This window comes from Rhodococcus sp. 06-1474-1B, assembly GCF_002258885.1.
Classification (GTDB): domain Bacteria; phylum Actinomycetota; class Actinomycetes; order Mycobacteriales; family Mycobacteriaceae; genus Rhodococcoides; species Rhodococcoides fascians.
Genome location: NZ_NOYR01000028.1, coordinates 1 through 16021 on the forward strand (window position 1 = coordinate 1; position 16021 = coordinate 16021).

Sequence of the window (16021 nt, forward strand, 5' to 3'; positions counted from 1 at the left end):
GTCCAACGCCTCGAAAAACCGCACCTTCAACCCAGCACATGCCACGATCCCCGCAACTCCCTCAAATCGAGGGTGTTGCGGGGATCGTTAGAACCCGCCATTCGGAGGGCGGGGCTTTTCCGTTGTGCGTCTGGGATCAGCTGAGGCGTTCGAGCACCATGGCCATGCCCATGCCGCCGCCGACACACATGGTCTCGACACCGAACGTCTTGTCCTGTGTCGTCAGGTTGTTCAGCAGAGTCGTGGTGATGCGGGCACCGGTCATGCCGAACGGGTGGCCGACCGCGATGGCACCGCCGGAGACGTTGAGCTTGTCCTCTTCGATGCCGAGGTCGCGTGCCGAGCCGAGGACCTGCACGGCGAAGGCCTCGTTGATCTCGAACAGGTCGATGTCGGAGATGGACATGCCCGCGATCTTCAGCGCCTTACGGGTGGCCTCGATCGGCCCCAGGCCCATGATCTCGGGAGACGTGCCGGTGACGCCGGTGGACACGATGCGAGCCAACGGGGTCAGGCCCAGCTCCTTGGCCTTGGTGTCGCTCATGATGACGAGCGCTGCTGCGCCGTCGTTGAGCGGGCACGCGTTACCGGCGGTGATGGTGCCGTTCGGACGGAAGACCGGCTTGAGCTGGCTGATCTTCTCGTACGTGGTGCCGGCGCGAGGGCCGTCGTCGGTGGTGACGACGGTGCCGTCGGGCAGGGTCACCGGGGTGATCTCCCGCTCGAAGAAGCCGGCGTTGATGGCCTCTTCGGCGCGGTTCTGGCTGCGGACGCCCCAGCGGTCCTGGTCCTCACGGCTGATGCCGGTGAGCAGGGCGACGTTCTCGGCCGTCTGGCCCATCGCGATGTACGCGTCGGGCAGCTCGCCGTTCTCGCGGGGATCGGTCCAGCTGTCCGCGCCCTCTTCCTGTGCCTTCTTGGTACGGGCCTCGGCGTCGGCGAAGATCGGGTTGTGGCTTTCCGGGAGCGAATCCGAGCTGCCGTGGATGAAGCTGGACACGCTCTCGACACCAGCGGAGATGAACACGTCACCCTCGCCTGCCTTGATCGCGTGCAGCGCCATCCGGGTGGTCTGCAGCGAGGACGAACAGTAGCGCGTGATCGTCGTTCCGGGGAGCGAGTCGTAGCCGAGCTGAACCGCGACGATGCGGGCGAGGTTGTTGCCCTGCATCCCGCCGGGCAGGCCGCAGCCAAGGAGCAGGTCGTCGATGTCCTTCGGGTCGAGCGAGGGCACCTTGGCCAGCGCAGCGGCGACCATCTGAGCGGTGAGGTCGTCGGGACGAATGTCCTTGAGCGACCCCTTCATTGCCCTGCCGATGGGTGAGCGCGCGGTGGCGACGATGACTGCCTCTGGCATGAGATCTCCTTCGATATCGATACTGCTTACCTGCTCTGTTACCGCCGAGTAGGCGATGTCTCCTGATCGAACTTACAACCCTGCCTGACGGCCATCTCCACGACGTAGGAGATCCTCCGCCGCGCTGTCGATCTCGGCGTCGAGCTCGGCAGTTCTACGCCGGAGAAAGCGGTCCACTGCGGCGGTGGCGCGGGGGATGGCTCTGCGTGATTCGGCGGCGGCGGACACCGTCGGCAGTTCGGGCAGTGGACCGCCGTGCCATACGCCGAGGGCCGAGGCGAGCACCGGCAGAATCTGTTGCGCGGCCAGCTCGTACCCCGCAGCGGACGGGTGGAAGCGGTCCGCCGAGAACATCGTGTCGGGGGCGGCCAGAAACTCCGGTGCCAGCAGATCCGCCAGGGCAACCGGATGCCCGCCGGCGCCGAGAGTCCTGGCCGTCTGGGCATGGGCCAACCGCCGACCCCAATTTCGGACGACGGTACGCAGCGGTTGCGGAATGGCCGTCACGACACCGAGATCGGGGCACGTTCCCACCGCGACGACGCAGCCCTTGGCCGTCAATCGTTCGACTGCATCGCCCAGCCTGGCCGCTGACGCCGGAATGGAGAACTTCTTCGTGACGTCGTTCGCGCCGATGAAGATCACCGCGGCGTCGGGCGGCGGGCCCGCGACGAACATGGCGTCGACCTGACCTTCGAGTCCCTTGGACGTGGCACCGGCAATTGCTTTGGTGCTCAAGCGAATTCGTTGACCGGTTTCCTCGGCCAACCCGCGGGCGAGCAGGACACCCGGGACCTCGTCGGCCACAGTGCAACCCACGCCTGCCGCGGTGGAGTCGCCGAAGATCATCAGATGAATATCTGCTGAACTTCCCATGCGCCACCGCTCAGGTGCTGCGCAGCCGGCGGTGTAGACCCCGTCGGCCTCGGGTGGCTTGGCAATGTTGCGTCCGATGACACCGCGAGCCGCGGCGGCCTGCCCCATCAGATGTCGATACGCGGCCCAGGACGCAGTCCCTGCTCCTGAGCCTGCAAGTACCGTCGCGGCGCTCGCTTTCGCGGCGGTACGCCATCCGCTCGCCGTCACAGATCGATCCCTCTCGTCGTGCCCCCTCACCATCGTATGCGGGTGTCGACAGCCGTGGCCGTGAGTCCGATACCTGCATCTGGGAAGATGGAGCAATGCGCATCGCACAGCACATCACCGAACTCATCGGCAACACCCCGTTGGTGAAGTTGTCCTCCGTCATCGGCGACGGCGCCGGCACGGTCGCAGCCAAGATCGAGTACCTCAACCCGGGTGGTTCGTCGAAGGACCGCATCGCCGTCAAGATGATCGACGCAGCCGAGGCCTCGGGCGAGTTGAAGCCCGGCGGCACCATCGTCGAGCCCACGTCCGGTAACACCGGCGTCGGCCTCGCGCTCGTCGCTCAGCAGCGTGGCTACAAGTGTGTGTTCGTGTGCCCCGACAAGGTCGGTGAGGACAAGCGCAACGTGCTGCGTGCCTACGGTGCCGAGGTCGTCGTCTGCCCCACAGCCGTCGCGCCCGAAGACCCCAACAGCTACTACAGCGTCTCCGACCGACTCGTCCGCGAGATCGAGGGAGCGTGGAAGCCGAACCAGTACGCCAACCCGGCCGGCCCGGCCAGCCACTACGAGACCACCGGGCCCGAGATCTGGGCCGACACCGACGGCAAGATCACGCACTTCGTCGCAGGCGTCGGCACCGGCGGCACCATCTCCGGCACCGGCAAGTACCTCAAGGAGGTCTCCGGCGGCAAGGTCAAGGTCATCGGCGTCGACCCCGAGGGATCGGTGTACTCCGGTGGCACGGGACGTCCGTACTTGGTCGAGGGTGTCGGTGAGGACTTCTGGCCGACCGCCTACGACCCGTCCATCCCGGACGAGATCATTGCCGTGTCCGACAACGACTCGTTCGACATGACTCGTCGCCTCGCTCGCGAGGAAGGCCTGCTGGTCGGCGGCTCGTGCGGCATGGCTGCTGTCGCGGCCATTCAGGTTGCCGAGCGCGAAGGCCCCGACGCGTTGGTCGTCGTCCTGCTGCCCGACGGTGGCCGCGGCTACCTGGCGAAGATCTTCAACGACTCGTGGATGTCGTCGTACGGATTCCTGCGTTCGCGCTTGGACGGCACCACCGAGGAGACCTCGGTCGGCGCAGTGCTGCGTGGCAAGTCCGGCGCTCTGCCCGATCTGGTGCACACCCACCCGTCCGAGACCGTGCGCGACGCCATCGAGATCCTGCGCGAGTACGGCGTCTCGCAGATGCCCGTCGTCGGAGCCGAGCCGCCCGTCATGGCAGGCGAGGTCGCCGGCAGCGTCACCGAGCGCGATCTGCTCAGCGCCGTGTTCGAGGGTCGCGCAGCGTTGGCCGACCCGGTCGCCAAGCACATGAGTGAGCCGTTCCCGCTGATCGGTGCCGGCGAAACCGTCTCCGACGCCACCAAGGCCCTCGGGGAGTCCGATGCGCTGATGGTCGTCGAAGAGGGCAAGCCCGTCGGCGTCATCACCCGCCACGATCTGCTCGGATTCCTCAGTAAGGGTGCCTAGGCATGTGAGTGGAACTTCGTAGCAGGCTACGAGGTTCCGCTCACAAGCGGCGCAGCCGCCTTATCGGAAAGCGCTGGAGCCCGTCAGCGCCTGCCCGATCACGAGTTGATGGACCTCGGATGTGCCCTCGTAGGTGAGGACGGATTCGAGGTTGTTGGCATGCCGAAGTGCGGGGTATTCCAACGTGATTCCGTTGGCGGCCAGAATGGTTCGGCATTCGCGTGCGATCTTGATGGCCTCACGCACATTGTTGAGCTTGCCGAGCGACACTCGCTCGCCCGGTAGCTCGCCCTTGTCCTTGAGCCGGCCCAGGTGCAGCGCGAGCAGTTGACCCTTGCCGAGTTCGAGCGCCATGTTCGCGAGCTTGGCCTGGGTGAGCTGGTATCCGGCCAGCGGCTTGTCGAACACCGCGCGGGTCTTGGAGTACTCGACGGCCGATTCGATGCAGTCCCGCGCCGCGCCCATCGCTCCGAACACGATGCCGAAACGGGCTTCGTTGAGGCAGCTCAACGGTCCGCTCAGGCCGCGGGCCTCGGGCAGCATCGCGTCGGCCGGGAGTCGGACGTCGTCGAACACCAGCTCGCCGGTGATCGACGCGCGCAGAGACAGCTTCTTCTTCACCGTGTTCGCGGTGAATCCGGGGGTGTCCGTGGGGACGACGAAACCCCTGACCTTGTCGTCGGTTTGAGCCCACACGACGGCGACGTCGGCGACCGGACCGTTCGTGATCCACATCTTGCTGCCGTTGAGAACCCAGTCGTCGCCGTCGCGCTTGGCGCGGGTGAGCATGCCGCCGGGGTTGGACCCGAAGTCGGCCTCGGTGAGACCGAAGCAGCCGATGAGCGAACCCTCGGCCATCCCCGGCAGCCACTGCTGCTTCTGTTCCTCGGACCCGTACTTCCAGATCGCGAACATCGCCAGCGAGCCCTGCACCGAGACCAATGAGCGGATGCCGGAATCGATGGCTTCGAGTTCGAGGCAGGCCAGCCCGTACGCCGTCGCCGATGTTCCGGCGCAGCCGTAGCCCTCGAGGTGCATGCCGAGCAGGCCGAGCGAGCCCAGCTCCTTGGCAAGTTCACGCGCGGGAACGGTGCCCTCGTCGAACCAGTCGGCGATGTGGGGTCGGATGCGTTCGTTGCCGAACTTGCGGACTGTGTCCCGGATCTGACGTTCTTCGTCGTCGAGGAGGGAATCGATCGCGAACAGTTCGTCGACGCTCTGGGAGTTGGCCACGGTGCCTCTTTCCGCTGGGGGTTGTCTTCGCAGGTTACCCACGCCCCTGCCGGGCGACGCAGGCCGATTAGTGTGGAGGCCATGAGTGAGCAGCGCAGCAAGGCAGACAACACCTCCTGGCAGGGCTTTTCCACGAAGGCGGTCCACGCGGGTTACGAGCCCGATCCACTGACCGGCGCGGTCAACGTGCCGATCTACGCCAGCTCCACCTTCGCGCAAGACGGGGTCGGCGGAATGCGTAGCGGATTCGAGTACGCGCGCACCGGCAACCCGACGCGTCGGCCGCTCGAGGCCAACCTCGCAGCCATCGAATCCGGTACCTACGGTCGCGCTTTCTCGTCGGGCATGGCCGCTACCGACTGCATGCTGCGGTCGGCGCTGCGTCCCGGTGACCACCTCGTCATTCCCAACGACGCCTACGGCGGCACGTACCGATTGATCGACAAGGTCTTCACCCAGTGGGGCATCGAGTACTCCGTGGCCGCGGTCTCGAACGTCGACGAGGTCCGCGCCGCGATGCGTCCGAACACCAAGCTGGTGTGGGTCGAGACGCCCACCAACCCGTTGCTCAACGTCGGTGACATCGAGGCGCTCGCGGGCGTCGCGCACGAGGGCGGGGCCAAGCTGGTCGTCGACAACACGTTCGCGTCTCCCTACCTGCAGCAGCCGTTGTCCCTCGGTGCCGACGTGGTGCTGCACTCGACGACCAAGTACATCGGTGGTCACTCCGACGTCGTCGGCGGCGCTCTGGTGACCGACAGCGAAGAACTCGATACCGCGTTCGCATTCCTGCAGAACGGTGCCGGGGGCGTTCCCGGACCGTTCGACGCATTCCTGACCTTGCGCGGCATCAAGACCCTCGCGTTGCGGATGGAACGGCACAGCGACAACGCGGAGAAGATCGTCGAATTCCTCGACGGGCACCCGGCCATCTCGCAGGTCATCTACCCCGGCCTCGAGTCGCACCCGTCTCACGCGGTGGCCGCGAAGCAGATGCGACGGTTCGGCGGCATGGTCTCCGTGCGGCTGGCCGGCGGCAAGCAGGCCGCTCTCGATTTCTGCGCGAAGACCGAGATCTTCACTCTCGCAGAGTCTTTGGGCGGCGTCGAGTCGCTCATCGAGCACCCCGGTGCGATGACGCACGCGTCGACTGCCGGTTCGCTGCTCGAGGTCCCGGACGACCTGGTGCGTCTGTCCGTCGGTATCGAGGACGGTGCCGATCTGGTGGGCGACGTCGAGCAAGCACTGGCATGATCGTCGCACTGATCGACTCGGGGTTGGGAATGCTCCCGACGGCTGCTCGCCTGCGTGAGTCGCGTCCCGAGCTCGATCTGGTGCTGATGATGGATCCCGACAACGCTCCGTGGGGTCCGAAGCCGGATGCGTGGGTGGTCGAGCGGGTGGTCGGTACCGCTCGGCATGCCGTCGAACTCGGTGCCGACGTCGTGGTGCTGCCGTGCAACACGGCCAGTGTGACGGCGTTGAGCCAGGTGCGGGCTGCGCTCGGTGATGCGATCCCCGTGGTGGGGACGGTCCCGGCGATCAAACCCGCAGCGGCGGTCAGCGATCGGATCGCGATCTGGGCGACGGCGGCCACGACGGCAAGTGCGTACCAGGCCCGGTTGGTCGACGAATTCGCCTCTCGTCGGACGGTGACCAGCGTGGCCTGCCACGGCCTGGCCGATTCGATCGATCGCGGAGACTCGACCGGAATACGTGCGGCCATCGACGCTGCGGTGGCGGCCACACCCGACGACGTCGAGTCCATCGTGTTGGGGTGCACCCACTACCCGTTGGTGCTGGACGACATCGTCTCGCGTTTACCGAACGGTGTGACGATGTTCGACAGCGCGGCGGCCGTGGCCAATCAGACTGTGCGACGCGCGGACGAGGTCGGTTCGGCGCGGGCCGGCACCGGATCGGTCTCGGTGTGGCTGAGCGGCATCGAAGGCGTACTGCCGGAGAGTGCACATCGTTACCGCGAGGCGACGGTGCTACTCGACGGTGCGCGGGCCCGGTAGTTCCGCGCCGCCGGGGAATGCCCGGTGGGTTCGTGCGTTGTCTTTCACTGAGGTAACGGTTGTTGCAGTGGAGGGAATGAGCACATGGTCGGTGTCGACACGCGGGACGTTCAGGGCAGAGCAGCGGCGCGGATTCCGCATCGGTGTGCCTTCTGGGTGGTCGGCGTCGCCTTCATCGTGCTCATGGCGTCCTCGGCTGCACCGTCGCCGCTGTACCCGGTGTACCAGCAGTCGTGGGGGTTCAGCGCGATCACCCTCACGGTCGTTTTCGCCGTCTATGCGCTGGCGCTGCTGCTGACTCTGCTCACGGTGGGAAGTCTGTCGGACCACATCGGACGCAAACCGATCCTGGTCGCGTCACTGCTGCTGTTGACCGTCAGTCTGGTGTTGTTCATCGTCGCCGACAGTGTTCCGGTATTGATCGCTGCTCGCGTCGTGCAGGGAATCGCCGCAGGCGCGGCGACGGGGGCCATGAGTGCGGCCATCATCGATCTGCAGCCCACCGTGTCGACCGGCCCGCTGCTCAACAGCGTCGCCCCCTCCTTCGGTCTGGCGGCAGGCGCAATCGGGGCCGGGTTGTTGGTGCAGTTGGCGCCGGCACCCGAAATTCTCGTGTTCGCCCTGCTGATCGCCGCCGCGGCAGTACTGGCAGTGGCCCTGCTGTTCGTGCCGGAGACGTCTGCGATGCGCGGCTTCGATTCCCGACGTCACCTGGCGTCGACCCTGCTGCCGCGAGCCTCGCTGCCGAAGTCGGTGCGGGCACCGTTCGTGGTCATTGCTCCTGCCCTGTTCGCGACCTGGTCGCTCGGCGGGTTCCACCTCTCGCTGGGCCCGTCGATCATCGGCACCGTCTTCGCAATCGACAACCACATCGTGGGCGGCCTGGAGATCTTCTCGCTGTTCGCCTCGGGCTCGGTAGCAGCTGTCGTCGTGCGCAACGGGCTTCCTCGCACGGTGATGATGATCGGCGCGTCGGTGCTCGCAAGCGGTGTCGCGCTGACCTTGGTGTCGGTCGAAATCGGCTCGGTCGCGCTGTATTTCGTCGGCGCTGTCGTCGCAGGATCGGGCTGGGGAGCAACGTTTCTCGGTGCGATGCGCACACTCGGTTCGTTGGTTCCCGCTGCGGAGCGAGGTGGCGTGTTCGCCACGACATTCGTCATCAGCTACCTCGCCTTCAGCCTGCCTGCGGTGATCGCCGGTCTCGCTGTGCACCGGCTCGGATTGAGCACCACGGTCGAGGTGTACGGGGCGTTCGTCATAGCTCTTGCATTGATCTCGGTCGTCGGGTTCTCGGTTGTGCAGCGACGAAATCGATAGCGCAGCAGTCACTCCTCGATCTCCCCTCCCGAGGACGGGCACCACGTACTGCCCATTCGGATAGTCCGGCAGCGGTGTTGGAACGGTTCTGCCCTGCAGGTGTTCCGATCTCCTCTCGGTGCGGCCATGGTGGTCATCAGTGAGACGCCGATCACACACCCCCGGCGTTTCCTGACCACACTCACCGAGGAGACACCGATGGCAATCGAGCTCAATCAGATCTGGGAATTCCCCATCAAGGAGTTTCACCCGCTGCCCCGCGCCAAGCTGGGGGTCGGCGCTCACGACATGATCGGCGTCGAGGCGAAGGAACTCGGATTCAAGCGTGCCCTGCTCGTCACCACCGGACTGCGCGGATCCGGGATCATCGAGGAACTGATCGGCAAGATCGAATACCAGGGCGTCGAGGTGGTTCTCTACGACAAGGTCGAGTCGAACCACAAGGACTACAACGTCATGGACGGTGCCGCGCTCTACCAGAAGGAGAAGTGCGACAGCGTCATCTCCGTCGGTGGCGGCTCCAGCCACGACGCGGCCAAGGGCATCCGCGTCGTCGTTGCCCACGACGGCCGCAACATCAACGAGTTCGAGGGATTCTCCAAGTCCACGAACAAGCAGAACCCACCGCATATCGCCGTATCGACCACCGCCGGAACGGGTTCCGAGACGTCCTGGGCGTACGTCATCACCGACACCTCGGACATGGAGAAGCCGCACAAGTGGCTCGCCTTCGACGAGGCGTCGACACCGACTCTGGCACTGGACGATCCGCTGCTCTACTACACCTGCCCCCAGCAATGGACCGCGTTCTGTGGCTTCGACGTTCTGGCACACGGTGCCGAGCCGTACGTGTCGCGTCTCGATTTCGCGCCGTCGCTGGGCAACGCGATCTACTCGATCGGCCTGGTGTCCAAGCACCTTCGCGAGGCCGTCTACGACCCGGGCAACCTGAAGGCTCGCGAGGGCATGATGAACGCCCAGTACATTGCCACGCAGGCGTTCAACTCCGGCGGACTCGGTGTCATCCACTCGATTTCCCACGCGATCAGTGCGTTCTACGACAGTGCTCACGGCCTCAACAACGCCATCGCTCTGCCGCGCGTGTGGGAGTACAACCTGCCTTCGCGCTACGAGCGCTATGCGGAGATCGCCGTGGCCATGGGCGTCGACACGAAGAACATGACCACCGTCCAGGCGGCCGACGCGGCAGTCGAAGCCGCCATCCGGCTCGCGAAGGACGTCGGCATTCCCGACAACTTCGGGTCGATCCGTTCCGCGACGTACGACAAGAACCGGATGAACACCGGCAAGTACGCCGGTAAGGGCGACGTGATCAAGGGTGACGAGAAGTCGGTACTCAAGATCTCCGAGCACATCCAGGAAGACTGGTGCACCCCGGGTAACCCCCGCGAGGTCACCGTCGAGTCGATGATTCCGGTCGTCTCGCACGCGATCAACGAGTCGTACTAACCGCCACCCATGTGAGCGGAACTTCGTAGCAGGGTACGAAGTTCCGCTCACATGCGGCGCAGCCGCTCTTCGAAGGGAAACACATGACCTCGCTGTCGACAGTGCGTAGCGACGACACCGACACCGTTCGATTCACCGACGCTGCCGATCTGCGGAGGGCGCTCGCCGAGCAGGACTACATTGCCGACGACGACCTCGCCACCGTGGTGCATCTGGCGACAGCGCTCGATCGCCCGCTGCTGCTCGAAGGGCCGGCGGGTGTGGGAAAGACAGAGCTCGCCAAATCGCTTGCTGCGGCGAGCGGCCGCAAGCTGGTGCGCCTGCAGTGCTACGAGGGCCTCGACGACAACCGAGCCCTGTACGAGTGGGATTACGCCAAACAACTTCTGCACGTGCAGATGCTGCGTGAACACATCGGTGCGCTGACGCAGCATGTCACCGACATCGACGACGCCTCGAAAATGCTTGCCGCCAAGGACTTCGGCCTGTATTCCGAGCCGTTCCTGTCGGTGCGTCCGCTGCTGGAATCGATCCTGTCCGAGGAGCCGGTGGTTCTTCTCGTCGACGAGGTCGACCGCACCGAGGAATCCATGGAGGCGCTGCTGCTCGAGGTGCTCGCCGAGAAGCAGGTGACCATTCCCGAGGTGGGCACCTTCACCGCACGAAGTGATCCGTGGGTCATTCTGACCTCCAACGACACTCGCGAGCTGTCCTCCGCCCTCAAACGCCGCTGCCTGCACTTTCATCTCGACTACCCCTCTGCCGAACGGGAACGGGAGATCGTCACCGCCCGCGCTCCGGAGGTACCCGATCGGGTCGCAGCCGACATCGTGGCGCTGGCAACCGAACTGCGGACGCTGCCGCTGCGCAAGAGCCCATCGATCTCGGAGGTCATCGACGCGGCTCGTATCGCGTCGGTCCTCGGCCACACGGAGGGCACCCGCAAGTATCTGCTCGCCGCGCTGGTCAAATACTCCTCGGACATGAAGATCGCGATGGCAGGCCCGGCGACGGAGACAGCCTCTGCAGCACCATCTCTCGGAGCCGTCGTCAACACGACCGCGACGGCGTTCCGGGGTCATGGTGGACGAGACAAGGGCGGCATCGGGATTCGACGATGACTGCGGTCGAGCCGTTCGCTCCGTCGGTGGTACTCGACGTGCTGTCGGCAGTGTTCGGCCGGACGCTGCGGCGGTTCGGAGTGGCGGCGTCGCCGGCCGAGGTCATCGAAGTCCGACGCGTGCTCGGGCTCCTGGGGGCACGTGACCTGACGGTTCTGCGCGCGGCGTTACGCGCCACGTGCGCGAAGTACGATCACGAACAGCAGGGATTCGATCTCGCGTTCGACGCGCTGTTCGCAGTCGGCTCGAACACTGTTGTCCACGAACACACTTCGCCGGTCGGCGCGCAGGTGGCGGGCGGCCTCCCGACCGATCTCGACGTGGGAGCCGACCAGGAGGCGGCGAAGTACGCCGAATACAACGAGCGTGCCGTCGAGATCGGAGATTTGCTCGACGCCCCCGAGGCCGACAAGGGCTTCAATCCGCACAAGGACGACGACGACATCAGTCTGTCGTCGGAGGATCACGATCTGTCCATCGATACCGATGGCGACATGGGTCGACGGGGCGTGACCTACACCGTCGATCTGGAGAGTTCCGGTTCGACGGCGGCAGGGGAGTTGGCGTCGAGCACGAGCGGAGCGGTTGCAGGGCAACTGAACTGGGAGGATCCGGCAAGCATCCTGGCATGGTTCGATGCCTACGATCCCAGTAGCGTGTACGGCGATGGCGGAGATTCCGGGCCGCTGAGCGCGGCGATGTTGGACAGGATCACCGATGCCGTCGAAGCCTTCGTCGCAGCTCTGGGTGAGTTGACCGGGACGATGTCGTCACCGGTGCCGGTCGACGGCGCAGGGCGGGGGATCGACAGCCATGCCGAGATCGAGCGCGCAAGTCACGAAGTGTTGCGGCACATGCGCGGGACTCCTCGGCCGCGGCCTCGCGAACACTCTCGGGGCCCGCTGGACATGCGTCGCACGGTTCGGTCGAGCCTGCGCACGGACGGCATTCCGTTTCGGTTGGTCACCAGGACACCGGTTCCGGACAAGGTTCGATTGTTGGTGATGGCGGACGTCTCGTTGTCCGTTCGCCCGATCACCGCATTCACGCTCAGACTTGCCCAGGCGATGCACTCGCGTGCGCACCGCTGCACTGTGATGGGCTTCGTCGATTCTCCGGTGGACGTGACGACCACCTTGCTCGGGAGCACGGGCGACGGTGCTCTGGCTGCCGTACTCGCGGATGCGCGACTGGACCTCGAAGCGAGCAGCGATTACGGCAAGACCTTCGCGGACCTGCTGGACTCGCACGGGGAGGTGTTGAACAAGCGCACCGCGGTGATCATCGTGGGGGACGGTCGGTGCAACGGACGGCCGCCCGGACTCGATGCGTTGGAGAAGATTCGCTCCAAGGTGCACCGCATCGCCTGGATCACTCCCGAAGCTCGTCGCTACTGGGCGCAGGCCGCGTGCTCGATGGAGGAGTACGAACAATTCTGCGACCAGGTGGTCGTGGCGCGAGACGGGGAACAGTTGACGGCGCACGCCGCCGATCTGGGGCATGCGCTGTCCTGACCCCGACCCATCACACCACGTACCTGCCCGATCGGGTAGGTAGGAACCTGGCCCGGTGCTGGTGGGAACGGACCGTCTGCGCTCGTAAGGTTGTAACCTGAATCACAGGTCCGGATCGTGTTCGGATCGAAGGACAGCGAGGGTGTGAACGGTGGACCAGGCAGCTACTGCGAACGTCGGCAAGGCGCTGCACGATCTCGATACTCGGCGCAGCCGAGCCGAGACGCCACGTGTCCTCAAGTTCCATGCGCCCGAGATCGTGTTCGGTCCGGATTCGCTCGGAGAGGTCGCGCATGCGACGCGTCGTCTCGGTGGGGTACGGCCGATGCTCGTCACGGACGCCGGCTTGATCGAGAGTGGCTGGGCCGGGCAGCTCGTCGACCTCCTTCTTGCGCAGGGGCTGGAGCCCCAGGTCTGGAGCGCACTGACGCCCAATCCCAAGGACGTCGAAATCGAGGCCGGCCACGGTTACTACGCGGACTTCGGCTGCGACGTGTTGGTGGCGATTGGCGGAGGGTCGGTGATGGATGCGGCGAAGGGGATTGCCGTCCTCGCCGGCAACGGCGGTCGAATCCTCGACTACGAGGGGGTGGATCGGGCCACCCGGCCGATCCCGCCTCTGGTGATGGTGCCCACGACATCCGGCACCGGAGCCGACGTCTCGCAGTTCTGCATCGTCACCGATACCGCACGCTCGACGAAGATCACCATTCTCGGCCGAGCCCTGGTACCGGACATCACGGTGATCGACCCGATGTTGCTGACCACGATGCCCGAATGGCTCAACGCCGCAACAGGTTTGGATGCGCTGACGCACGGAATCGAGGCATTCGTGTCGCTGGGTCACAATCAGCTCACCGACCATCATGCTCTCCGAGCCATCACCATGGTGATGTCACAGTTGGCTCGCACCATCGACGAGCCGACCGACATGGTTGCACGGGGGTCGATGGCGCAGGCGAGTCTGGAAGCCGGCCTGGCATTCACGAACGCGATACTCGGTGCAACGCACGCGATGAGCCACCAGGTGGGCGGGCTGCTCGATCTCCCGCACGGCGTGATCAACGGCGTGCTGCTGCCACACGTCATTCGTTTCAACGCTGCCGAGGATCCGTTGCCGTACGTGGCCATCGCGACGAGTCTCGGGCTCCCCGAGGGCAGGGCCAGGCCGGAGGAGGCCGCCATGGCCGTGGCCGATCGAGTGGACCGCCTCGCTCGTCAGGTCGGTGTTCCCGCCGGCCTGGCCGAGATCGGCGTCAGCGAGTCCGATCTCGATGTGTTGGCCACCAACGCATTACGCGATGCCTGCATGTCCACCAACCCGCGCTCGGCCACGCACCGCGAGATGGTCGATCTGTTCAGGACCGCACTGTGACAACCGGACCCGACCTCTCGTTGCTGACGGGACTGCGTTCGGGCAAGAACACGTTCTACCCCCAGTATCGCGGCGCGGCAGAACGTTTGGAACGCGTCGTCTATGCGCTGGAACTGATCTCGCGAGCGCTGGTGCGCACGGTCGACGGTCCGGAAACGCTGGTGTGCGCTGTGGCCGAGGCGGCACGAGCCCATCTGAGTGCGCGTTGGGTCGTGTTCGCTCTCGCCGACGGGGCGTTCCCCGACGCCGGTCCTCGCAGATTGGTACTCGGACCCGACGCCACACCGTTTCTGGTCGACAACGTCGAAGGGCCACCGTTGCCGGACGACGTCGTCGACTGCCTCGAGTCGATCCGACAGTCGACGTGCGGCGACGGGCTGACCCCGGTGATCTCCGCCCATCACGCTTTCGTGCCGATCGCATACGACGGGGGTGTCGTGGGCGCTTTTGCCGCATGGACCGGCGAGCAACGTGTGCTGGACGCCACCGACGCCGCGGTGCTCAGCATCCTGGCCAGCCAAACTGCGGTGGCCCTGCAGAATTCGGCTCTGTTCCAGAGCCGAAGACAACTCCTCGAGCGCACCGAGAGTGCCTACGCCGAGGCGAATCGAACAGCGGCCGACCTCGCCGCCCGCAATGCCGAACTCCTGCTGACGCAAAGACAATTGGGTGCCGCGCATCGGCATCAGGTGCTCGACGACGAACGGCATCGCATCGCGCGCGAACTGCACGACAGCGTGACCCAGGCTGTGTTGTCGGCCGGTATGCAGATCGAGGTCTGTCGCAGCGACATCTCGGCCGACGAGCGCAGTGACAGGCTGGATCTGGCCAAGGATCTGACGCGTCGGGCAGTGGATCAGCTGCGGTCGGCGATCTACGCGCTCAATCACCCTCAGGACGCCGACCGAACGTCGCTTCCCGAAATGCTCGAACAGCTTTCGGTGGTCCACATGCCCGACGAGTTGCAGGTCTCGCTGCGGGTGGAGGGAACTCCCGTCGAGTTGAGCAGCGAATGCGAGCATGCTTTGCTCCGCATCGCCGGAGAGGCGTTGTTCAACACTGCAGTGCACGGACATGCATCCCGGGCCATTCTTCGATTGAGCTATTCGCTCGATCAGGTACAGCTGTCGATTGCCGATGACGGTGACGGCGATCCGGCGCACTTGCGCATGATGCTGCACATGGCCGAATCCACCGACGTCGACGGCCGCCACCGCGGGCTGGCGAACATGGCGGCGCGCGCCCGCGAACACGGCGGGGTCTTCGAGATCCGCCGTGCCCGCACCGGGGGCGTGCGAGTGGCAGTGCGTATACCGCTCGACCCGAAATCCACGAAGGGCACAGCATGAGCGTCACAGCGGTACGAGACGGTTCGCCTCAGGCGGCGCTGCCCAGAGTTCGGATCGTCCTGGTCGACGACCACGCGATCCTGCGCGACGGGTTGCGTTCGGTACTCGAGCGTGAATCGGATCTGACGATCGTGGGGGAGGCGTCGACCCGAGAGGAGGGGTTGGCCGTCGTCGCTCGGGTCACACCCGACATCGTGCTGATGGACCTCAAGCTCTCTGCCAGCTCCGATTACGAGGGTCTCGCCCTGTGTGCGCAGTTGTCCAAGGCGCACAACGGAATCGGTCTGCTCGTCCTGACGACGTTCCTCGACGACCGTCTGGTGGTGGAGGCCGTGCATGCCGGTGCCCGGGGATATGTGGTCAAGGACGTCGACACCACCGAGTTGGTTCGCGCGATCCGCGCGGTGTCGCGCGGTGAGAGTGCGTTCGATTCCCGGAGCGCGTCGGCCGTCGTTCGTTCACTGAACGGCACACCGAGCAGCATCGAGCGGCTGACCGAGCGTGAACTCGAAGTGCTCCGGCTACTGGCAACGGGTCTGTCCAACAACATGATCGGAACGCGCTTGTTCATCTCGGCGACGACGGTGAAGTTTCACGTCAGCAACATCATGCGCAAACTCGCGGTGTCCCGCCGTGCCGAGGCCGTCTATGCCGCGAGTAAACAGGGATTGATCTGAGCGGTGAGCCTTCGGGCACA

13 protein-coding genes are annotated in these 16021 nt (G+C 65.4%); 10 read left to right on the forward strand and 3 right to left on the reverse strand.

Translation table 11 applies throughout. The features are described 5' to 3' along the window. Positions 1-136: 136 nt before the first annotated feature. Positions 137-1357 carry an acetyl-CoA C-acetyltransferase gene (locus CH266_RS17145; protein WP_094666249.1) on the reverse strand — a complete coding sequence of 407 codons (1221 nt, stop codon included), beginning with the start codon at positions 1355-1357 and terminating at the stop codon, positions 137-139. A 72-nt stretch (positions 1358-1429) separates the two neighbouring features. Beyond that, positions 1430-2443: an SGNH/GDSL hydrolase family protein gene (locus tag CH266_RS17150; RefSeq protein WP_032371083.1), complete on the reverse strand. Its 1014-nt coding sequence runs from the start codon at positions 2441-2443 to the stop codon at positions 1430-1432. Between the two features lie 95 nt (positions 2444-2538). On the opposite strand from CH266_RS17150, the gene CH266_RS17155 reads away from it, so the two are divergent. Next, on the forward strand, positions 2539-3924 hold the full coding sequence (locus tag CH266_RS17155; protein WP_027496256.1) for a cystathionine beta-synthase: 1386 nt from the start codon (positions 2539-2541) through the stop codon (positions 3922-3924). 60 nt (positions 3925-3984) lie between these two features. Here CH266_RS17155 and CH266_RS17160 read toward each other — a convergent pair whose 3' ends face one another. Beyond that, the gene (locus CH266_RS17160) at positions 3985-5157 is read right to left on the reverse strand and encodes an acyl-CoA dehydrogenase family protein (protein WP_094715808.1); all 1173 of its coding nucleotides are present in this window, start codon (positions 5155-5157) and stop codon (positions 3985-3987) included. 81 nt (positions 5158-5238) lie between these two features. Between CH266_RS17160 and CH266_RS17165 the strand changes: the two genes are divergently transcribed. The 9 genes from CH266_RS17165 (at position 5239) to CH266_RS17205 (ending at position 16001) form a co-directional block, all read left to right on the forward strand. Beyond that, positions 5239-6411 (forward strand): cystathionine gamma-synthase, encoded by a 1173-nt coding sequence (locus CH266_RS17165; RefSeq protein WP_032365667.1) that lies wholly within the window; start codon positions 5239-5241, stop codon positions 6409-6411. Next, positions 6408-7178, forward strand: coding sequence for a glutamate racemase (locus tag CH266_RS17170; RefSeq protein WP_094715809.1), 771 nt, complete (start codon positions 6408-6410; stop codon positions 7176-7178). The genes CH266_RS17165 and CH266_RS17170 overlap by 4 nt, the downstream gene beginning before the upstream one ends. 84 nt (positions 7179-7262) lie before the next feature. Then, the gene (locus tag CH266_RS17175; RefSeq protein WP_094715810.1) at positions 7263-8495 is read left to right on the forward strand and encodes an MFS transporter; all 1233 of its coding nucleotides are present in this window, start codon (positions 7263-7265) and stop codon (positions 8493-8495) included. A 198-nt stretch (positions 8496-8693) separates the two neighbouring features. Then, entirely contained in the window at positions 8694-9965 is a 1272-nt protein-coding gene (gene mdo / locus CH266_RS17180) for an NDMA-dependent methanol dehydrogenase (protein WP_094715857.1), read from the forward strand. Positions 9966-10048: 83 nt separating this feature from the next. After that, positions 10049-11086: a MadB family AAA-type ATPase gene (locus CH266_RS17185; protein ID WP_057474214.1), complete on the forward strand. Its 1038-nt coding sequence runs from the start codon at positions 10049-10051 to the stop codon at positions 11084-11086. Continuing rightward, positions 11083-12600 (forward strand): MadC family VWA domain-containing protein, encoded by a 1518-nt coding sequence (madC, locus tag CH266_RS17190; protein ID WP_094715811.1) that lies wholly within the window; start codon positions 11083-11085, stop codon positions 12598-12600. Before CH266_RS17185 ends, madC begins: the two co-directional genes overlap by 4 nt. Positions 12601-12787: 187 nt before the next feature. Next, on the forward strand, positions 12788-13975 hold the full coding sequence (locus CH266_RS17195) for an iron-containing alcohol dehydrogenase (RefSeq protein WP_027496264.1): 1188 nt from the start codon (positions 12788-12790) through the stop codon (positions 13973-13975). Then, a complete protein-coding gene (locus CH266_RS17200; protein WP_094715812.1) occupies positions 13972-15324 on the forward strand; it encodes a MadS family sensor histidine kinase in 1353 nt (450 codons plus the stop codon). The genes CH266_RS17195 and CH266_RS17200 overlap by 4 nt, the downstream gene beginning before the upstream one ends. Continuing rightward, positions 15321-16001, forward strand: coding sequence for a MadR family response regulator transcription factor (locus tag CH266_RS17205; RefSeq protein WP_094715813.1), 681 nt, complete (start codon positions 15321-15323; stop codon positions 15999-16001). The genes CH266_RS17200 and CH266_RS17205 overlap by 4 nt, the downstream gene beginning before the upstream one ends. Positions 16002-16021: the final 20 nt, after the last annotated feature.